The sequence below is a fragment of the Gordonia sp. UCD-TK1 genome (assembly GCF_001691435.1).
Taxonomy (GTDB): Bacteria; Actinomycetota; Actinomycetes; order Mycobacteriales; family Mycobacteriaceae; genus Gordonia; species Gordonia hongkongensis.
This window is the reverse complement of sequence record NZ_LZMP01000024.1, coordinates 134991-154745: the sequence shown is the minus strand read 5'-3', so window position 1 is coordinate 154745 and position 19755 is coordinate 134991. Positions and strand designations below refer to the sequence as shown.

General features: G+C 67.7%; 13 protein-coding genes and 2 pseudogenes. 8 read left to right on the top strand and 7 right to left on the bottom strand.

Annotation, left to right across the window (positions count from 1 at the left end; translation table 11 throughout):
- Positions 1-118: 118 nt before the first annotated feature.
- On the top strand, positions 119-1822 hold the full coding sequence (locus tag A9310_RS14610; protein ID WP_065631372.1) for an HNH endonuclease signature motif containing protein: 1704 nt from the start codon (positions 119-121) through the stop codon (positions 1820-1822).
- 55 nt (positions 1823-1877) lie between these two features.
- Here A9310_RS14610 and A9310_RS14605 read toward each other — a convergent pair whose 3' ends face one another.
- Positions 1878-5306, bottom strand: coding sequence for an arabinosyltransferase domain-containing protein (locus A9310_RS14605; protein WP_065631243.1), 3429 nt, complete (start codon positions 5304-5306; stop codon positions 1878-1880).
- A 134-nt stretch (positions 5307-5440) separates the two neighbouring features.
- Between A9310_RS14605 and aroQ the strand changes: the two genes are divergently transcribed.
- The 4 genes and pseudogenes from aroQ (at position 5441) to A9310_RS14585 (ending at position 7980) form a co-directional block, all read left to right on the top strand.
- Positions 5441-5899, top strand: a complete 459-nt coding sequence (aroQ, locus tag A9310_RS14600; protein ID WP_065631371.1) for a type II 3-dehydroquinate dehydratase — start codon at positions 5441-5443, stop codon at positions 5897-5899.
- Between the two features lie 77 nt (positions 5900-5976).
- Positions 5977-7051: pseudogene (locus tag A9310_RS14595) on the top strand (DUF3500 domain-containing protein).
- Positions 7052-7187: 136 nt separating this feature from the next.
- Positions 7188-7670, top strand: a complete 483-nt coding sequence (locus A9310_RS14590) for an SRPBCC domain-containing protein (RefSeq protein ID WP_065631242.1) — start codon at positions 7188-7190, stop codon at positions 7668-7670.
- Positions 7663-7980: a metalloregulator ArsR/SmtB family transcription factor gene (locus A9310_RS14585; RefSeq protein WP_065631241.1), complete on the top strand. Its 318-nt coding sequence runs from the start codon at positions 7663-7665 to the stop codon at positions 7978-7980. Before A9310_RS14590 ends, A9310_RS14585 begins: the two co-directional genes overlap by 8 nt.
- A gap of 194 nt (positions 7981-8174) precedes the next feature.
- Here the strand turns inward: A9310_RS14585 and A9310_RS14580 are convergent, their stop codons facing one another.
- Positions 8175-10778, bottom strand: a complete 2604-nt coding sequence (locus A9310_RS14580) for an alpha/beta fold hydrolase (RefSeq protein ID WP_065631240.1) — start codon at positions 10776-10778, stop codon at positions 8175-8177.
- 327 nt (positions 10779-11105) lie between these two features.
- On the opposite strand from A9310_RS14580, the gene A9310_RS14575 reads away from it, so the two are divergent.
- Positions 11106-11783 carry a nitroreductase gene (locus A9310_RS14575; RefSeq protein WP_065631369.1) on the top strand — a complete coding sequence of 226 codons (678 nt, stop codon included), beginning with the start codon at positions 11106-11108 and terminating at the stop codon, positions 11781-11783.
- 24 nt (positions 11784-11807) lie between these two features.
- Here A9310_RS14575 and A9310_RS14570 read toward each other — a convergent pair whose 3' ends face one another.
- The 4 genes from A9310_RS14570 to A9310_RS14555 form a co-directional block, all read right to left on the bottom strand.
- A complete protein-coding gene (locus tag A9310_RS14570) occupies positions 11808-12587 on the bottom strand; it encodes an MBL fold metallo-hydrolase (protein WP_065631370.1) in 780 nt (259 codons plus the stop codon).
- A gap of 5 nt (positions 12588-12592) precedes the next feature.
- A complete protein-coding gene (locus A9310_RS14565; RefSeq protein WP_139104630.1) occupies positions 12593-14590 on the bottom strand; it encodes a galactan 5-O-arabinofuranosyltransferase in 1998 nt (665 codons plus the stop codon).
- A 13-nt stretch (positions 14591-14603) separates the two neighbouring features.
- The gene (locus A9310_RS14560) at positions 14604-15365 is read right to left on the bottom strand and encodes a decaprenylphospho-beta-D-erythro-pentofuranosid-2-ulose 2-reductase (RefSeq protein WP_065631239.1); all 762 of its coding nucleotides are present in this window, start codon (positions 15363-15365) and stop codon (positions 14604-14606) included.
- A 65-nt stretch (positions 15366-15430) separates the two neighbouring features.
- Positions 15431-16855, bottom strand: coding sequence for an FAD-binding oxidoreductase (locus A9310_RS14555; protein ID WP_065631238.1), 1425 nt, complete (start codon positions 16853-16855; stop codon positions 15431-15433).
- A gap of 178 nt (positions 16856-17033) precedes the next feature.
- On the opposite strand from A9310_RS14555, the gene A9310_RS14550 reads away from it, so the two are divergent.
- Positions 17034-17942: a diiron oxygenase gene (locus A9310_RS14550; protein ID WP_065631237.1), complete on the top strand. Its 909-nt coding sequence runs from the start codon at positions 17034-17036 to the stop codon at positions 17940-17942.
- Between the two features lie 27 nt (positions 17943-17969).
- On the opposite strand, the gene A9310_RS14545 is transcribed toward A9310_RS14550, so the two are convergent.
- Positions 17970-18596: a TetR/AcrR family transcriptional regulator gene (locus A9310_RS14545; RefSeq protein ID WP_065631236.1), complete on the bottom strand. Its 627-nt coding sequence runs from the start codon at positions 18594-18596 to the stop codon at positions 17970-17972.
- Positions 18597-18792: 196 nt separating this feature from the next.
- Here A9310_RS14545 and A9310_RS26600 point away from each other — a divergent pair.
- Positions 18793-19691, top strand: a pseudogene (locus tag A9310_RS26600) (arginase family protein).
- Positions 19692-19755 lie beyond the last annotated feature (64 nt).

The window sequence follows — 19755 nt, the reverse complement described above, 5'->3', positions numbered from 1 at the left end:
GGCAACTCCGCGCAGCAAAGATTCTGTTGGACAACGTATTTCGAGCTGCCGTTTACCCTTCTTTCGTGTACAGTCGAACGTACATTCGCAGCACGGGTTCTCGGGGGAGGTGACCGTCATGTTCGATTCCCAGCAGGTCGTCGGCACCGACACGCAGGCGCCCCGCGTGGTCGAGCTGGTGGCCGATCTCCACCGCACCCTCGACAAGTTGCAGACCGTGGATCTGTCGCCGTGTACCGATGCCGAACTCGCTGAGGTGGCCGCGGAGACCGAACGCGCCATCGCACGTCTGACCGTCGCCGGTGACCGGCAGATCGATCACGTCGAGACCCGCGACCTGCCTCGCAAGGCCGGCTGCCGCACCCTCATGCAGTTCATGACGCACCGGCTACGGGTGTCGAACCCGATGCGCCGCCGTAAGCACATGGACGCCACCGCCCACCGGACCAGCCTCGGCGGCGAGGTCCTCCCACCCGAATACCCCTGCCTCGCCGAGGCTTTCGCACAAGGCGCGGTCGGCTCCGCGCACGTGCAGGCCACCCTCGACGTCCTCGACCGCATCCCGGGCACCATCGACCACGACATCAAGGTCGCCGCCGAACGGCAGATGGCCGAGATCGCCGAAGCCCATACGCCTGCCGAGATCACCCAGCTCGGCGCGCGGCTGCTCGCCCACCTCGACCCCGACGGCACACTGTCCGACGACACCGACCAGAAACGACGCCGCGGCCTGTGGATCGGCCGGCAACGAGCCGACGGGACGGCCAAAATATCGGGCACCCTGACCCCCGCACTCGCCGCCCGGCTCACGATGATGTTCGCCGTGTGGGGCAAACCCGGACTCAACAACCCCGACGACCCCGCCTCACCCAGCGGACCGGCCGGCACCGCCGACCCCGAAGCCCTCACCGCCGCAGCCGACCGCGACGGCCGCACCCTCGCCCAGACCAATCACGACGCACTCGACGCCGCACTCGCCGCAGGCTTCGCCGACGGAACACTCGGCACCTCGCACCGCGGCCTGCCCGTGCAACTGATCATCAAAGCCGACCTCTCCGACCTGATCCGCGAAGCCGGACTCGCCACCACCGCCACCGGAACCCTGCTGCTCATCCGGGACCTGATCGCGATGGCCGCCGACATGCAACCCTGGCTCGCGATCTTCAAAGACGCCACCACCGTCCCCCTGCACTTCGGGCGCGGGAAACGGCTCGCCACCCGCGAACAACGCCTGGTGTCCTTCGCCCGTCCCGACGGGGAAGTGTGCTCGGCACCCGGCTGCGATCAACCCGCCACCCACATCGAGCTTCATCACGCCGAACGCGACTGGGCCAAAGGCGGTCTCACCGACATCGACGACCTCGCCCCCGCCTGCCCGCGACACAACCGGATGGTCGGCGACCAACCCGGCCAATACACCACCCGCATCGCCCGATCCGGCCCCGACGAAGGCCGCTGCCTCTGGCGATTGAACGCCGAACCCGGCGCACCGCCCAACCCCGAACGCCTCAACCGCCGACCCGACATACCCCGGCGGTTCGCACAACACCTGAACACCGTGCGCAACGAGATCCACGGACCTGCCACCAGGTCCGGCGACCAGTCGCGTCCAACCCTTCGTGACGCGCCCTCCGCAAGCTCCGGGCGCTCCTCAGGGAGCAGCGGGCGCCCCGATGCCGTCGGCTACGGCGACCGCGGCCGGCGTCTCGAGCTCGCCTACCGAGAACTCGTCCATCCGCGAACACCGCCGGAGCACCTCACCAGCCCACCGCTGACCCCGGTCGAAGCAGAACTCGCACGCATACTCACCGACCACCGGTGACGGCAAAGCAGATCGCCTCGCCGACTACCACCGCGGCGACCGGGCCGCCTAACCGTCAGTGCCGCAACGGCGCGGGACTCCACAGTCCGCTGCGGGTGGCGGTGCCGGTCTCGATCTCGGCGAGCGTGTCGACGTCGCCGTATGGCTCGTAGCGTTCGAGGGCGCCCCAGTCGCGTCCGATGTCGGCCACCAGATAGGTCGGCACCGCCGTCGCCTGCTGGGAGACCTCGAGCCAGCCGAGCGGACCGCCGCCGAAGCGGTTCTGCCACGCCGACACCGCGGCTGCCAGGTCGGAGCCCGGCTTGATGCGCCACTTCGGGATCTCCGCGACCCCGACGTCGTGGGTGAACGGGCGCTGGCACGGGAACGCCAGGCCCGAAGTCCAGTCGATGTGGACCGGGTCGGTGCTGCCGACCACGTCCTGCAGGGTGTCCATCTGCGGGATCCGCGGCGGGGTGAGCACGATGAACCGGTCCTCCGCGAGGTTGTCGTCGGTCGCGACGATCCGCACGGCGGTGGTGTCGGACGGCAACTCGTCGGTGTTGTAGCGCAGGTTGCGCCACGACGGTCGTGGACCGGGATCGATCAGTTCGGTGTCGCCAGCGGCCTCGAGGTCGGCATCGCGGGTGTCGGGACCGATCGGGTCCGCGGTGTACTCGAGCATCACGTTCGGGTTGTCGTACTCGCCGGCCACCGACATCGTGAGCAGCGGGCGGTCCCGCCAATCCGGCGGCAGCGCGTACCACCCGGAGGTGAGGCGGGCCGGGACCTGGTCGAGCTTGGAGTAGCTGCCCATGACCGGCGTCGAGGCGGGATCGAGGAAGAACGGGAGCGCCGCGGTGCTGCCGTTGATCCCGGGTTCGGCGATCTCGCCGCCGCCGGTACCGCCGGGGTTGGAGTTGACGATGTCGGGGGACTGCCAGACGTCGCCGGACAGGACACCCAGCGAACCCTCGCTGGCCGTCGACTCGAGTGCTGTCGGCACACCGTTGGGGAAGAATCCCGAGGTGGACGGCGCGCTGCCCGGTGCGGGCGGTGGCCCGCCGAGAGGATTGGGCAGCGTCGGGTCGACCGGGCGGAGCATGTCGCGGTCGGGGTCGGACTCCACCCAGACCTTGTCGGCCATCCCGCACGGGTTGCCGGCGACGGCGGCGAAGTTGGACCGGGGTACCGAGTACGACGAGCTCTGGTGGATGCCGGCGAAGATCGCGGTGACGATCTGGAAGACGACCACCGCCATCGCCAGATAGGCCAGCGGGGCGGCCGCCATCGAGGCGACCAGTCGTCGGTACCACCGCTGATGCGCGGCGTCGGCGCCGGTGGATTCCTCGACGTGCGGATCGGTCCCGGTGAACGGCTCGCGGAAGTGGAACCACAGTGCGACCAGCAGCAGGGCGAGCGCGGCATAGAGCAGCACGCTGCCGAGCATGATGCCGCCGATCTTGACCTGCTCGACGCCCCACGGCATGCCCCACGCGGAGTAGTAGTAGTACGAGTTCGGCGCGGTGAAGGCGAGTCCGCCGATGAACAGGACGAGCGCGCAGAACAGGGTGCGGTTTCGCCTCGAGTGCATGGACTGCTGGCTGGCGGCGATGGCCGCGATCGCGGCGAGGGCGGCCGCGATACCGGCGAAGACGCCGAAGTGGTGGGTCCATTTGGTGGGGGTGAACATGAGGAACACCAGCGATGCGAAGGTGATCGCGACGATGCGGCGGGTCGGGCCGATGGCGGTGCCGGGGATGCGGTTCTTGCGGACCAGCACTGCCGCCGAGACGACCAAGCCCAGGATCATGGCCAGTACCGCGAACCGACGGGCGATGGAACCGTCGGCGGAGAAGGCGAAGAGCGCCGAGTAGCGACCGATCTCGTTGTACCAGCTCATCGACGGCCCGAGCGCCGACTTCATGCTCGACGCCTCGACGAACGACCGCAGGGTCAGGTTCGAGAACACGACGAAGACGACGAAGGTCCCGGCGGCGAGGATCGGCGCGATGAGCGCCACGAACGACCAACGCAGCGAGCGTTTGCGATCGCGGTCGGCGGTCTCGGGATCGCCGGATGCCGATCCCGCGGATTCGGTGTCTGCGGAGGAGAGTTCGGCGACGACGCGGGCTCGCTTGATGAGCGCCATGATCATCGGGCGTGCGCCGGCGATCAGTGCCGCCACCGCGAGCAGGCCCGTCGGGCCGGCGGCGATGCTGAACGCTCCGATCAGGCACGCGACGGCGGCCGGCAGCATTCGACCGGTGGCGATGGCCCGCTCGACCGAACACCAGGTCAGCAGGGCACCCAGGCAGATGATCGGTTCGGGCCGTAGGCCGTTGTTGAAGGGGAACCAGCACGCGAGGAACGCGAACGCCGCCGTCCAGGCGACCATCGGGCGGGTCAGTGCAGCACGTCCCAGGCGGGGGAGAACTTCGTGACTCACGATGAGCCACACCAGGATTCCGCACAACAGTGCGGGCAGACGCATCCACGGACTGGCCACCGAGACGTGGCTGAGCAGTCCGAAGACCTGGTAGTACCAGCCGAACGGCGCCTCGGGTGCGCCGTACCAGCGGAAGTAGTTCGCGGTGTAGTCGCTGTCCTGGGCCACCCTCGACATGGTCAGGAGGTAACCGTCGTCGGAGGTGTTGGGCCCGATCATGTGCCACACGATCAGCGCGCCGATCACCACATAGTCGCGCGCATTGAGCCGCCACCACCGTGCCGGGAAGATCCGACGATGCCGTCGGCCGTCGGTCGAGTCCAGTGCTGCCAGGGCGGACAGAGCCAGTAGCGTCGACGCCACTCCGACGATCACGACCAGCCACTTCGAGATGGTCGGCGCGGTGTTGTAGCGCGAATCGATGGTGACGTGGGCGTCGAGTCCCGCGATGTCGGCCGCCGGCCCGGCGAGATCGGTGAAGAGGCCGGTCACCTGGGGGCGCTGGTCGGACGAATACTTGAAGGCCTCTTTGTCCTCGGTCGTGCCGGCGAGTGGCTCGTCCTCGCCGTCCTCGTTCCGGATGCCGCTCGTCATGCCGACGAATTCGGCGGTCACCGCGTCGGAATCGGCGTGCACGACGATCTCGCGGCACCCCTGGTCGCGCATGTCCTGCAGCGTCGCCGACACCAGCGAGACGTTGCGGATGACCACCTCGACGCCCTGCCGGTCCAGGGGCGCATCGGCAGCACCGGTCTTGCGGATGAACAGGCCGCGCTCACCGGACTTCGGTGCCTGCTTGGGAGTCGTCGACAGCAGCACCGACCCGCCGGGCGGCAGGTCGTTCACGGCAGTGCAGGGAATCGAGACGTCGAGGTCGACGGGCGTGTAGCCGATCAGCGGGGCCGACACCGAACCGATCTGACCGTTCTGCGGCCAGTCGATCTCGGCCGTTCGCTGCGACACCGGCATGAGGGGAGTCGCGAGTGCGAGCAAAAATCCGAGCAGACCGGTGACGATGGCGACGATTCTCGCTCGTCGAACGGTCTGCGCTGGCACAAAGAGAGATGGTAGCCGCTGGGATGTCTCGCCCCCGTCGGCGGCGGTGCGGGCACGACGGGTGGATGTCAACGGCCGCGCCGCGGCGACGCAGGAACGCCGATCGCCAGGTCAGGGCCAGTAAGGTGAACGCCATGTCCGACGCCGAGGTGCCCGACCGTCTGCCGATCCTGCTGCTCAACGGCCCCAACCTGAACACTCTCGGCACCCGGGAGCCGGCCGTCTACGGCTCGGACACCCTGGCCGACGTGGTCGGCCTGGCCGAGCGCACCGCCGCCGAACTCGGTTTCGGTGTACGCGCGGCGCAGACCAATCACGAGGGGCAGATGCTCGACTGGATCCACGAATCCGTCGGCGAGATCAGCGGCATCGTCATCAACCCCGGGGGATGGACCCACACCTCGGTCGCCCTCGCCGATGCGCTCGTCGTCCCCGATGTCCCGATCCTCGAGGTGCACATCAGCAACGTCCATCGGCGCGAGGCATTCCGGCATCACTCCTATGTGTCACCGATCGCCGCCGGGGTCATCGCCGGTTTCGGCATCCGCGGTTACGAATTCGCGGTTCGCCGACTCGTCGATCTGGTCGGCTGACCAGAGCGGCACGGTTCCCAGGAACCGTCCAGGTTTCTCCCAGGGAGGGAGCAGTGGGCGCCGATAGCTTTCGTCGTATGCACAAGCGAACCTCTGCCTCTGCCCCTGCCTCTTCTCCTCGCCGCGTGCGCGTCGCCATCGTGTCGGCGCTGCTGGCCGGGGGCCTGCTCCTCGGTGGCTGCACCACCGACGCTCCCAGCACGTCATCGGCCTCGACCTCTGCGTCTTCGTCCGTGTCCTCCTCGATCACCACCGAAGACGCGTCAACCACCGCCACCACGATCTCGTCGTCCGCCGAAGCCGCTCAGGCGTTCCTTGCCACCCTGTCCGATGAACAACGCGAGCAGGTCACCTACGACTACGACGACGAGACCAAGACGACGTCGTGGTCGAACTTCCCGGTCACCTTCGTCGACCGCGCCGGGGTGAACCTCGCAGATCTGTCCGACGAGCAGCGGGCCGCCGCGATGAAGGTCCTGGAAGCGCTCCTCACTCGATGGCGCGGCCGATGAGATCACCTTCGCTCCCACACATCTGGGAATTCAGCCGGCGGTGTACACCGATTCCGACGGCAACGAGGTCCAACCGTTCGACGGCATCTACACCACGGCGTTCGCGTTCTACGACAGCCTGACCGACGAACAAAAGGCAGCCCTGTACCAGGGGTCGACCGTCGCGAACATGGTGTGCGCTCCCGGAAGCACTTGTGATTACCCCACGGGGACAGGAATTTCGGGCGCTGATCTGACGGATGAGCAGAAGAAGCTGCTGCTCGACGTCATCGCGAACTGGGTGGGCCTGTCCGACGAGGAGACCACCTCCGAGGCGCTCGCCGAGATCGAAGCGACGCTCGACGAGACCTACATCAACTGGTCGGGAGCCACCGCCTACGACATGACACAGGGTGACGGTATCTACTTCCAGATCTCCGGCCCCGACGTGTACATCGAATTCGCCGCGCAGCAGGGTTCCGCCGGTGCCGATGTCGAGGGCGTCACGACGTCGGGCTGGGGACACGTCCATACGATTTATCGCGATCCCGGCAACGACTACGCCGGCAGCGTGACCCAGCAAGCCGCCACCGGCATGGCCGGAGGAGCGGGCGGTCCCGGCGGGCAGGCTCCGGCTGGATCTCGCCCCGCCAGTGGTTAGTTGTCAGCCTCGGGCAGCCGCCGTCAAGCGACTCGCGAGTCCAGAACTCATCGACTGGCGCAACCGTAGGGTTGCAGAACCTCCGGATTACTGCAACTATGGAGTTGCAGCAATCAACTTAGGCGAGGGAGTATCGATGAGCGAGAACACAACCACACATGACGTGACCGATTCGGCGACAGGAGAATTCGACCGGATCGAGCGCGAGATCGCGATCGACGCACCCGCCGACCGGGTCTGGTCTCTGGTCAGCGAACCGGGATGGTTCATCAATGACAAGGCGATCACCGAGCACCGGATCGAACGCGACGGCGACCTGTCGACCATCCACGACCCGGTCCACGGCGCCTTCACCTTCCGCACCGTCGAACTCGACGAGCCGCGATACGCAGCGTTTCGATGGCTCGCCGATGCCGCTGATCCGCAATCGGATTCGACGCTCGTCGAGTTCTGGATCACGCCGGCGGACTCCGGCGTGCTCCTCAAGGTCGTGGAGTCCGGTTTCGCGTCGCTGCCGGGAACGGAAGCGGAGCGACGCGCACGGTTCGACGGCAACAACGAGGGGTGGACCATCGAACTCGAGCTGGCCCGAACATATCTCGGCGGTGTGCATGCCTGACGTCGCTCCCGTCGAGGTCTTCGCCGCGCTGTCCGACGAGAGCCGATGGCAGATCCTCACGCGACTGGGTTCGGAACCCGCGTCCGCGTCACATCTCGCGGCCGAACTCCCGATCAGCAGGCAGGCGATCGCGAAACACCTTCGGGTCCTCACCGAGGCGGGACTGGTGACGTCCTCACGTGTCGGCCGCGAGATCCGTTACGAAGCCGTGGGGGCACAGCTGTCGCGGGTTGCGCATCGGCTCGACACCATCGGCCGTAGTTGGGATCGCCGTCTGGCCGACATCAAACTCCGCGCCGAAGAGGGCTGAGCCGCACGACAACCCTCCATGATCCGAAAGAAGCGACACCCATTGCTCCCTGAGGTGCGAGGAGCGATAGCGACGAGCCTCGAAGGGTCCTGGTGAGACGACTCGAGAGACCCTTCGTGACGCTCGCAAGTTCGCTCCTCAGGGAGCAGAGGGGGCGTCGACTCGCTCCCTCAGCTCAGAGAGCGCAGGGCTCCTCACGGGGCGGCTGTAGCGGAGGGAGCAGCGGATCCGATCACCTCGTCGATCGCCCTGGCGGTGTCGGCGGCGTGGGGTGCGCGGATCATCGAGATGTGGTCGCCGGAGACGTCGTGAAAGGTCACGGCACCGGTCGACATCCGCCGCCACAGGTCCGGGTCGTCGGGGTTGGTGCGGGCGCGGATGACGCCGACGGGACCCGCGTACTCCCGGGGTCGGTACCGGCGGATCATCCTGGTGCCCAACCGGAAGAACACGATCCACTGCACCGGCGTCGGGAGCTCGACCATCCCGGCAGTGGGGACGAGGACGGCCAGCGCGAGCTCCTTCACGATTCGCTGGGGGAGCGGTTCGCGGGCGGGCGTGGGGTCGTCCCCGGTGCGGTCGGGCAGGGCGGTGTCACGGGCACCTCCGCGCAGCGCACGCAGGCGTCCGACGATCCCGACCTTCTCACCACGAACACGCTTGGCCAGTGCCGGGTCGAAGAGCGAGTCCAGCACGACGACCGGATCGCATGTCTCGCCGGCCTTGGTCAGCTGAACCGCGACCTCCATCGCGACGAACCCGCCCAGAGAGTAACCGCCGACCTGATACGGGCCGCCGGGCTGGACCGATCGCATGTCGGCGATCGCCCGCCGTGCCGCGGCGCGCACGGAATGATCAGCGCGGCCGCGCTTTTCGACGCCCCGCGACTGGATCGCGTAGACCGGCCGGTCGGTCTGCAGTGCTCGGACGACCGGGGTGAGGCTGGTCGCCAGGCTACCGGCGCCGGCCACCAGGAAGATCGGCCGGCCCGTGCCCTGTCGCAGCGGGATGAGGGTGGCCCCCGACGCATTCGCCGACCGCTCCTTCGCGGCCGACTCGATGCGCTGGGCGAACAGCGCGATGGTCGGCGCCTCGGCGAGCATCGCGGTGTTGACGTCCAGTTGGAGGTGATGCTGCACCTCGGCCAGCATCTTCGCGGCGGCCAGCGAGTCGCCCCCGAGTTCGACGAAATCCTCGTTCCGGCCGATGGATTCGAGGCCGAGGATCTGGCACCAGAACCGGTGCAGCGCCATCTCGGTCATCCCACGGGGCGGTTCGTGATCCGGACGTGCGGGCGGCGAAGGCAGGGCCGCCCGGTCCACCTTGCCGCGCTCGTTGCGCGGAAGTTCGGCGAGCACGATGATGTCGCGCGGAATCATCCACGGGGTCAACGTCTTCCCGAGCTCCTGCCGGATCTCGGCCGGGGAGGGTGACCACTTCTCGGGGTCCACGGCGACGTGGGCGGTGAGCCGTGCCTCGTCGCGGTTGGCGGTGACGACCGCGTCGGTGGTCCAGGGCAGCGCGCGGATGGCGGCTTCCACCTCGAGCGGTTCGACGAGGTACCCGCGGATCTTGATCGCGTCATCACTGCGCCCGAGGAGCGCGAGTTCGCCGGACTCGTCGAAGCGTCCGAGATCGCCGGTGCGATAACGTGTCCGGCCGTCGTGCAACCCGATGAAGCGCGTCGCCGTCAGCTCCGGATCCTGGTGGTAACCGGACGCTACATGGGCGGATTCGACGATGACCTCGCCCGTGCTGCCGACCGGCAGATCGTTCCCGTCCGCGTCGACGATCCGGACGTGCTTGTCCGACGCCGGCACGCCCACGGGGATGGCGCCGGGCTCGACGTCCCGCTCAGGCGGGAACAGGTTGAAGGCCAGGTTGCCGACCTCCGATGCGCCTGCCCAGCAACAGAAGACTCCGTCGGTCAGGATCGTGTCGCGGGCCAGCTGGATGTCGGCGCGGTGCGTCGGCTCACCGCAGGTCGACAGCAGTCGCAGGGATTCGACGGCGTCGTCGGCCGACAGCTCACCCAGCCAGGATCGCAGCAGCGACGGGGTGCAGTGCGCGGTGGTCGCCTCCTGTGCGACAAGCCAGTCCCGAAGCCCGGTCGTGGTGCGGCGGCGGACATCCCAGAGCAGCATGGTCGACCCGTTGAGCAAGCTCATCGCGAGCGCGTCGAGGCCGCCGCCGAAACTGAGGGGTAGCAGGACGACGGCGCGGTCGTCGGGTCGCATGCCGAGGAAGCGACGGCCGTCCCGGGCGTGATTGACCGGCATCTTCTGCGCCAGCACCACGCCTTTGGGGGTGCCGGTCGAGCCCGACGTGAAGAGCAGGACCGCCGGATCGTTCGGGCCGGGCTGGTCCGCGATACGCGACTGACCTGGTTCTCGGGCATCGGCTGCGGTGTCCAGGACATCGGCACCGGACCGTTCCAGCACGACGTCGCGTCGGTCGGGCGGCAGGAACGGGTCGAGAAGGACGAGGGGGCGTCCCGAACACAGCACCGCCAGCATCCCGATCACCGAGTCGATGTCGGATTCGATCTCCACCGCTACGGGTCGGCCCGGATCGGTGGTGGCGACGATCGTGCGCGCGAGGTCGTCGACCCGGGAGGCGGCGTCGGCGAACGTGATCGACTGCTCGGGGGTCTGGAGTGCGACGGCCTCACCACGTATCGCGGCGACGGCTCGCCATCGGGCCGCAGCGGTGTCGGCGGCGTCGACGCCCGGCAGGTCGGTGACGACCGTGGCGCCGGTGGGAGTCACCCGGGCTTCGGGAGGGCTATGGCTGTTCATGTCCTCAAACTTCCGCGGAGGCGGGAAACGTCGACGGTCATGGACGGGCCACGGAACTCTCGAGCCCGGGCAACGGTGCCACGCCGCGCGGGACTCGGCCCCTCCTCCGGTCCCGACAGCTTGCCTGGCAAACCTACCCTTAGTCGCGCGAAGGAGCACGATCGGAGCGGGTGGGAGTAGGGAAGCGGCCTGGTCGGCCGGGCATGACACCGGAAGCGGAGACATCCGGCCGGTCGGCGGTAACGTGTTCACCGGTCGTCGGACGGTGTGGTCCTGCATCGCCGTCCGCGACGACGGGTGTTCGAGGCGTGCGAGGAGAGCTCGACGATGCAGTACGACGAAGTGGTTCTGGGACGTCGCAGCACCCGCGGGTTCACCTCCGACCCCGTGCCTCGCGAGCTCATCGAGGAGATCCTCACCCTCGCCATGCGAGCCCCGTCGTCGATGAACACACAACCGTGGAACTTCCACGTGATCACGGGTGAACCGTTGGATCGCATCCGCGCGGGCAACACCGAGCGCAACCTGGCCGGCGTTCCCCATTCGCGAGAGTTCCGGACGGGCGCGGAGAAGTTCACCGGGACGCACCGCGACCGTCAGGTCCAGGTTGCGAAGCAACTGTTCGGCGCGATGGGCATCGCCCGCGAGGACATGGAGATGCGGCAGGACTGGGTGCTGCGGGGGTTCCGTCAGTTCGACGCCCCGGTCTGCGTGATCGTGACCTACGACCGCATCCTCGACGGCAGCGACGACACCCCGTTCGATTGCGGCGCGGTCTCGAATGCGCTGGTCAACGCCGCCTGGTCGCGCGGTCTCGGCGCGGTCATCAACAGCCAGGGCATCATGCAGTCGCCCGTGGTTCGCGAGCACGCCGGGATCCCCGACGATCAGGTGATCATGAAGAGCATCGCGCTCGGCTGGCCGGATGAGACCTTCCCGGCCAATGCGGTGGTCTCCGAACGCAAGTCGGTCGCCGAGGCCGCGACGTTCGTCGGCTTCGAGTAGCGGTGGGGCTGATCCTGCCGGGGCTCAGCGTGACAGCGCCGCACGCGCGGCCGCGGCCACGCCCCCGTGATGAATCGGGCCGTGGCCCGGGAGCAGGATGTCGGCGTCGAGGTCGGTGAACCGTTCGACGCTGCGTCGCGCGGTGGGTTCGTCGTGCTGGAACAGCGACGGGATGCACTGCGGCCCGGTGATCGACGAGATCTCGTGTCCGCTCACCAGTGCGTCGCCGGACACCAGGGCGCGGCCGTCGGCGACGAGGTAGGCGCTGTGGCCGTCGGTGTGGCCGGGGCTCGCCACGGGGACCGGTGCGCCCGGGAGGTCGAGCGGTCGGTGCCCATCGGTGGAGAACCCCGACGCCCGCGCGAGACCCGCGCGGCTGAGGACGCCGAGCGGAGTGGTCTTGGCCAGCCACGCCCACAGGCGGGGATTCGCCACCTGCGGGACGAGATCGAGCGCGTTCGCCTGCTGGAGGTGATGGCGCAGCGCGTGATCCACCTCGACCGGGTCCATGTAAACGTCGAACCCGTACTGCGCCTGCAGCTTGACGAGACCACCCAGGTGGTCGACGTGAGCATGGGTGAGGAGCGCGCCACGTACGTCCTCGGGCTTGCGGCCGATCCGTTCGATGGACTCGACGACCTGGGCGGCCTGGCCCGGATAACCGCCATCGATGAGCGTCAGCTCGCCGTCCTGCTCGAGCAGCACCCAGTTCACGACGTCGGTGGAGACGAAATGCGTTGTCGACGAATCGCCGTCGACCCGGGTGATCGTCATCGGTCGCGCGGTACGGAACGGGAGTCGCATCATCATCACTTCCGGACGACGAGTACGAACGGGCCGCGCTCGGTGACCTCGAAGCGCGGGTCGTCGAACACCGCCGGGTCGAAGGTTACCGTGTAGCGTTTCACGTTCGGATCATTGGGATAGACGTCCTCGGCGAGGCGGAGCGTGTAACCGTCTGCGCTGTAACGGAACAGGAAGACATTCGGCGGGGTCCAGGGGGATCGGTCGAGCGCGTCGACGAGCTGGTCGGCGTTCTCGCTCTTCGCCCAACGCTCGATCGCGGCTGCGCGCTTGTCGAACTCGGCCAGAGGGTTCGCGTAGTGCGAGGTGAGTCCCTGGAATCCCCAATACGGGTAGATCGACAGGAAACCGAAGTCGGCGGTGAGGACGACGTTTTCGGTGCGCGGCCGGCCGGTCTGTTCACCGATCAGCTTGTCCAGCTCCGCGAAATAGGATTCGGCACCCGCCGGGCGGGCGTCGGCGCGTTCGCCGTATCCGTCGGTGTCGGTGTAGGCGGTGGTGATCTCGGTGGCGAGATGACCCGGGATGCTCTGTGCCATCGCGATTGCCGAGAGGACGGCGAGTGCGCCGACGACCACACGAACGTCACCGAAGCGCCGTACCGCCGCATGCGCGAGGTCGACGACACCGAAGACGCCCGCCGCGCTCAGTGTGGCCACCAGGATCGGCTCGAGACGGAACGAGAGCAGGGTCGTGCCCAGGGCGGTCATCAGCATCGACAGCAGGCAGAAAAGATAGACCGTCACCACCGTGACGCCCATGGCCAGTGCGACGGTGCGGGTGCGGAAGCGCAGCAGAATCCAGAGGAGGCCGATCATCGTGATCGCGCCGACGAGGTTCAGCCCGAACATCGGCAGCGGCAGCACCGAACCGCGTTCGGGCAGATAGTGTTCGGCGGTCCCACCGCTGGCAGGGGTGTTGGTCAGGCGTGCCCACAGGTAGGGCGCCCACACCAGCAGGGCGATCAGGCCGGAGAGGACCCCGACGACGACCAGACGACCGATCACCGCGAGCACGACACCGCGCCGGCGGCTTGTCACCGTGGCCGACGGCGTGGCCTTGTTCGACGCGCTCAGCCAGCCTTGGACGGCGAAGTAACCGGCCAGCAGGACAGCTGTGAGGGCGAACAGTCCGGTGTAGAGCGTGTAGGTCGCGGCCGAGATCCCCAGGAACACACCGGACGCCGCCACCGCGGGCCAACTCGTCGCGCCGAAGAGCGGACCCATGGGCCCGTCGACGGCTCGGGTTCGTCCGCGCAGCGCGTAGGTCAGCGTGATCAGCATGGGTACGCCGATCAGCACCAGAATGGCCGCATACGGCTCCGGCGAGGCGTACAGCAACGTGACGGTGGTGACCGCGAGGCCCAGCGCGACACCGCGATCCGCGCCGAACATGCGGATGAACAGGATGACGCCGACGGCCGCGGCCACCGCCATCGACACGATCGCCCAGGTCTTGTAGGCCTCCCAGCCGGGCTGGCCGAGCAGGTTCGCGAACCGGCCGCCCCACCAGAACCAGCCGGCCGGGTAGTAGGGCGGCAGATCGGTGTAGGTCATGTCCGCCAGGTGCGGGCTCGACGTCATGCGGGTGAGGTATTCGGTGCGGAACTCCTGGTCGACCGATAGTCCGAAGAGGTAGAGACGTGTCGCGCCCAGCGGCATTCCGATGGTCACCGTGACGAAGCCCGACATCGCGGCCGCCGACAGCACCGGCACCAGCAGTCGGCCCTTGCCGTAGCGATAGAGCAGTGCGGCGACCACCAGGATGGCGATCGCCAGCACCTGTCCGGCGGTCGTCAGCGACCGGGTCACGTTGGAGGAGTTGAACGCCGGCCACTCGACGGTTCCGATGGCCGTCAGTCCCGCCATCGACACCAACCCGCCGACCACCACGGCGATCAGCAGCGACAGGACCGCGCGCCCGTGGTCCTTGCTGAGCTCGGGCTCCTTCCGGTTCTCGATGTCGGTGGCGGCGGAGCGATCGGTGGTGGCGGGATGCGTCATCGGTCGGCTGGGATCAGATCGGCAGCTTGCGGAAGATCGGACGCGGGATGTGGCGGAGCACCATCATGATGTAGCGGAACGGCCCGGGCACCCAGACGATCTCCTTGCCCTTGGTGGCCGCGGCCACCGCGAGGCGACCCACGTCCTCCTTGTCGACCGTGAGCGGCGCTTCCTTGACATGCGCCGACAACCGGGTGCGGACCTGGCCGGGGCGGATGACGAGGACGCGAGCACCGAAGGGGCGCAGCGCCTCTCCGAGCCCGAGGTAGAAGCCGTCGAGTCCGGCCTTGGTGGAGCCGTACACGAAGTTGCTGCGGCGCACGCGCTCGCCGGCGACCGAGCTCATCGCGATGATCTGTCCGTGGCCCTGTGCCTTGAACTTCTCGCCCAGCAGGACTCCGACGGAAACGGCTGCGGTGTAGTTGATCTCGGCTTCGGCGACCGCGAGGCCGTGGTCCTGCCAGGCCTGCTCGTCGTCGCCCTGGATGCCGAAGGCGACGATCGCGACGTCGACGTCACCGTCGGCGAACGCCTTGTCGATGACCGCCCGGTGCGTGTCGGTGGCGCGGGCGTCGAAGTCGATCTGCGTGACCTCGGTGGCGCCGGCGTTCTTGGCCTTCTCCACCGCCGCGTCGGCGGTGGGATCACCCGGCAGGGTGGCGAGGATGACCCGCGCGGGGCCCTTGCTGAGGTACTCCGCGGTGATGGCGAGCCCGATCTCGGAGCTGCCGCCCAGGACCAGGATGGACTGTGGGACGCCCACGGCGTTGATCATTGTGTACTCGCTTTCGGTGACGTACAGGTCGGGTGCGCGTGCGGCGCGTCGAAAAGGGCAGTCGGTCAGGCGAGTTCGAGTCGCCGACCCATGTCCGACATGAACACCCGGTTGGGGTCGATGCGACGACGCGTCGCGATCCAGTCGCCGATCTCCGGGTACATGGCGTGGAAGTTCTCGGCCGAGGTGCGCGAGTCCTTGGCGGTGTAGAGGCGGCCGCCCATCGCCATGACGCGGCGGTCGAGCTCGTTGAGGAACTCGGCGAGGCCGGCCTTGACCGGGAAGTCGAGGCAGACGTTCCAGCCCTTGAACGGGAAGCTCAGGGGCGCGCGGTTGCCCTCGCCGAAGAGCTTGATGACGTTGAGGAAGCTGACATGGCCAGACGCCTGGATGTCCTCGATGAGCGCGGTGAACTCGCCCTCGTTGCCGGTCGGCACGATGAACTGGTATTGGCAGAAACCGCCGCCGCGTCCGTAGGCGTTGTTCCAGTCACCGAACACGTCGAGCATGTGGTAGAACTGCGCGAGATTCTTGACCTTGCCCTCACTGGGCGGCCCGATCCGGTAGTAGGCCTCGCCGACCGCGGAGAAGCTGAGCTTGTTGGCGAGCCCGCGCGGGAAGATGTCCGGGAAGCGGACCAGTGGCTTGTTGTTGAACGACAGCGGGTTGTCGCGGTACTTCTCCGGCAGTTCGTCGACGCGGGCGAGATTCCCCCGGGAGAACGTGCCGCGACCGAGCTTCGGCGGCGCGCTGATGGTGTCGAACCAGCCCGAGGCGTACTCGTATCCGTCCTCGAATCCGTCCTGGAGATGCAGGTCGAGGGTCTCTTGGAGCGAGCCGGTGCGCGCGGTGTCGGCGATGAAATAGGCGCTTTCGGTGCGCTTCATCTGGATCTTGGCGCGCAGCACGATGCCCGTCAGGCCGATGCCGCCGATGGTCGCCCAGAAGAGTTCGCCGTCCGGGTCGTCGGCCGAGCCGCCCGGCGTGAGGGTGAGGATCCGGCCGTCGGCGACGAGGAGCTGCATCTCGACGACGTGGTTGCCGAAGCTGCCCTGGCTGTGGTGGTTCTTCCCGTGGATGTCGTGCGCGATCGCGCCGCCCACCGTCACCTGTCGGGTACCCGGGAGCACCGGGACCCACAAGCCGTGGGGGAGCGCCGCCTGCATGAGCGTGTCCAGGGAGACGCCGGCGTCGACGTCGACCGTGGCCGACTCGTCGTCGATCGCGTAGATCCTGGTCAGTGGGGTCATGTCGATCGTGAGGCCACCACTGTTCTGGCCCGACTCGTTGTACGAGCGGCCCAGCCCGCGGGCGATGACGCCGCGCTTGAGGTAGTCCGGCTTGTCCGCGTTGTCGTCGGCCACGCGGGCCACCGCCTCGGCGATGACCTCGGGGTACGGCGTGGACAGGACGTGACCCTCGATCGGGGTGGTGCGAGACCAGCCCACCAGCTTGCGGGTCGTGATCGGCAGCAACTCTTCAGTAGACATCGCTAGAGAGGTTACCTGGGCGGGGTTCACAGACCGACCGTCATGCCGGGGACGCGGAATCGTACCCATGACCTCCAAGCGCTCGTCGATGCCATCGAGAAACGCACCATTGACTGATGGCACGATCCGTGGTGGCATGCATCACAGACGTAATACCGCGCACGACGAGGAGCCCGGCATGGAAGCGCTCAGAGATGTGACCCGTTCCGACGACGGAATCGACGAGGTGTCGCAGCGCCTGCTGGCATCTGCCGCGCGGTTGTCGCGCAATGCACTGACCGAGATCGACTGGGATGCGCCGCTCGAGAAGGAGAAGTACGGCTGCAGCCCGGAGTGGTCGACTCTGTATGGAACGGCCTACTGGGAAGAGATGACCGAGCAGCAGCGGATCGCCCTCACCCGGCACGAGACCGCGTCGATCATGAGCATCGGCATCTGGTTCGAGATGATGCTGCAGGAGATGGTGATCCGCGATCAGTACCTCGGGGACTACCACCGCCCGGAGTTCCAGTTCGCCCTGACCGAGGTCGCCGACGAGTGTCGGCATTCGCTGATGTTCGCCAAGACGTCGTACAAGCTGACCGGGACCAGCTACACGCCTCATCCGCGCCTGGGTCGCTTCGGCAAGTTGTTCATGCGCGTCGCGGGCAGCGAAGTCGCCTACGCCGGAATCCTTGCCGCCGAGGAAGTCCTGGACGTGCTGCAGCGGGGCTGCATGCGTGACGATCGGGTGCTGCCGCTCGTGCGCACCGTCAACGAGATCCACGTCCTCGAGGAATCTCGCCACATGCGTTTCGCGCGAGAGGAAGTGCGCCAGTTTATGGCGGAAGCCAGTTGGATTCGGCGACAGCTCAGTTCGGTGATCACCGCGATGGCCGTGTCCTACATCCTCGTCAGCCTCGTCCGCCCGAAGGCCTACGCCGACGCCGGTCTGGACCACCGTCGGGCGGTCGGAGAGATGCGCCGCAACCACCATTTCCAGTCGATGGTCCGCTCGGGTTGCGCACACCTCATGGGCTTCCTCGACGAGGTGGGTCTGCTCACCCGGCCCGCGGCACGGATCTACCGCAAGGTGCACATGCTCTGACGGACTGAGGGCGATGGCCGCTGGTGATCACGAATCCTGGTGCGGCGGAGTGATGATCGCGGCGTTGACCAGCGAGAGCAGGTCTTCGATGCCGGTGCCGTCGGGCAATTGGTCGGCGAAGTCGGTCTCCAGTGCGGCCAGGCCGTGCGCCATGGCGAAGGTTGCGACGGCGATGAGGTTACCGGGCACGCCGCCGCCCCAACCGTGGTCGGCGGCGTCGGAGACGGTGCGCGTGTGCAACTCCCATCCGCGCGCCCGTGCCGCGATTAGGTCGGGCGCCTTGTTGTCGACGAGTCGTGAGCCCATCATCAGCGTGACCGTCGCGCGATTGTCGCGTGCGAACCGGACGTAGACCTGCCCCAGCGTGGCGACGGCCTCGCCGAGCGGGGCGTCGTCCGGCAGTTGCTCGAGCGCGCGCATGTGTTCGGTGTGGAGGTTGTCGAAACCGCGGACCGCGACCGCGGTGAACAACGCCCGACGATCGGCGAAGTGGTGGGCCACCGACTGATGCGTGATACCCACCCGGCGGGCGATCGCACGCAGGCTCGCGTTCTCGGGTCCGGCCTCGTCGAGTTCGGCGACAGCCGCGACGAGCAGCGATTCCCGGACCTCGGGCGCGGTCCGCCGTCGGATCGGGCAAGCCGGCTTCTGCATGCTCGCGATTATGGCTCACCGCGTCCCTGACGTGGCACGACCTCGCCCTCGTGTGCGAGCCGGGCGGCGGGTCAGGCAGGACGTCGGCTTCGGATCTGCATGGTCTGCGTTCCGATCTGGGCGGCCAACAGGCGATTGATTCTGCGACGATGGGTGCCATGGAGCCAGCCCACGCCAGTCCGGTCGACGGCACTCGATGAGAACGACGGTGCTGGGTGTGCCCAGTAGTGCCGGCGCCTACTGCGTGGGTGTAGAACGAGCGCCCGGCGCGTTGCGAGCTGCCGGCCTTGTCGAACAGCTGCGGGCGTCGGGCACGGACGTCGTCGATGCCGGCGATCTGACGACGCGGCTGTGGTTTCCCGACCGTGAGCGACAGTTCGCGCAGAACCTCGGCGAAGAGGCGGATGCACTCGTCGAGCTTTCCACCGCTGCGGCGAGCCTGCTCGCAGCGGAGCAACGTCTGCTCGTGCTCGGCGGAAGCTGCACAGTCGCCGTCGGACTCTGTGACGCGATGGCACGTGCCGGAGAACGGCCCAGCTCGTCTACATCGACCGGCATCTGGATCTCAACACCCCCCGCTCGACGACGGAGGGCTCACTGAGCKGGATGGGGATGGCACACGCGCTGGGTCTCGAGGGGGCCGCGCCGGAGTTGGTCGATCTGATGTACCGCACACCGTTGTTGCAGCCGTCGGACCTGGTCTACCTCGGCGTTGATCTGAGTCGAGAAACAACTGATTGGGAACGCGGACAGGCTGCAGAACACAGAATCGCGGTCGTCGACCAGACCGCGCTCTGCGACGACCCCCGAGGTGCGGCCGCCGACGCCCGCCGGATTCTGGCGTCCGGACCGTTCCTGGTGCATCTCGATGTCGACGTACTCGACTTTCTGGACGCGCCGATCGCCGAGAACGTGAACGGCCGAAACAGCGGGCCGACCATCGCGATCCTCGGACAGGCCCTCGGCGCGCTGCTACAAGACCCCGACTGCTGGGGAATGTCGATCGGGCAGCTCGACCCGGCGCATGCGTCGGCAGATCGAACCGCGATACCCAGGCTCGTGTCGGTGCTCGTCTCGGCACTGAGCTCCACCTAGCCCCGTGTGGTGACACCCGCTCACTCGCGTCTGTACCGGCTCGATCCGCGGTGAGCTGATCCGG

Coding starts and splice junctions, on each gene's coding strand:
- A9310_RS14550 (WP_065631237.1), top strand. CDS start 17,034: ATGGAAGCGCTCAGAGATGTGACCCGTTCCGACGACGGAATCGACGAG.
- A9310_RS14565 (WP_139104630.1), bottom strand. CDS start 14,590: ATGACGCATCCCGCCACCACCGATCGCTCCGCCGCCACCGACATCGAG.
- A9310_RS14580 (WP_065631240.1), bottom strand. CDS start 10,778: ATGAACAGCCATAGCCCTCCCGAAGCCCGGGTGACTCCCACCGGCGCC.
- A9310_RS14575 (WP_065631369.1), top strand. CDS start 11,106: ATGCAGTACGACGAAGTGGTTCTGGGACGTCGCAGCACCCGCGGGTTC.
- A9310_RS14590 (WP_065631242.1), top strand. CDS start 7,188: ATGAGCGAGAACACAACCACACATGACGTGACCGATTCGGCGACAGGA.
- A9310_RS14585 (WP_065631241.1), top strand. CDS start 7,663: ATGCCTGACGTCGCTCCCGTCGAGGTCTTCGCCGCGCTGTCCGACGAG.
- A9310_RS14560 (WP_065631239.1), bottom strand. CDS start 15,365: ATGATCAACGCCGTGGGCGTCCCACAGTCCATCCTGGTCCTGGGCGGC.
- aroQ (WP_065631371.1), top strand. CDS start 5,441: ATGTCCGACGCCGAGGTGCCCGACCGTCTGCCGATCCTGCTGCTCAAC.
- A9310_RS14610 (WP_065631372.1), top strand. CDS start 119: ATGTTCGATTCCCAGCAGGTCGTCGGCACCGACACGCAGGCGCCCCGC.
- A9310_RS14570 (WP_065631370.1), bottom strand. CDS start 12,587: ATGCGACTCCCGTTCCGTACCGCGCGACCGATGACGATCACCCGGGTC.
- A9310_RS14545 (WP_065631236.1), bottom strand. CDS start 18,596: ATGCAGAAGCCGGCTTGCCCGATCCGACGGCGGACCGCGCCCGAGGTC.
- A9310_RS14555 (WP_065631238.1), bottom strand. CDS start 16,855: ATGTCTACTGAAGAGTTGCTGCCGATCACGACCCGCAAGCTGGTGGGC.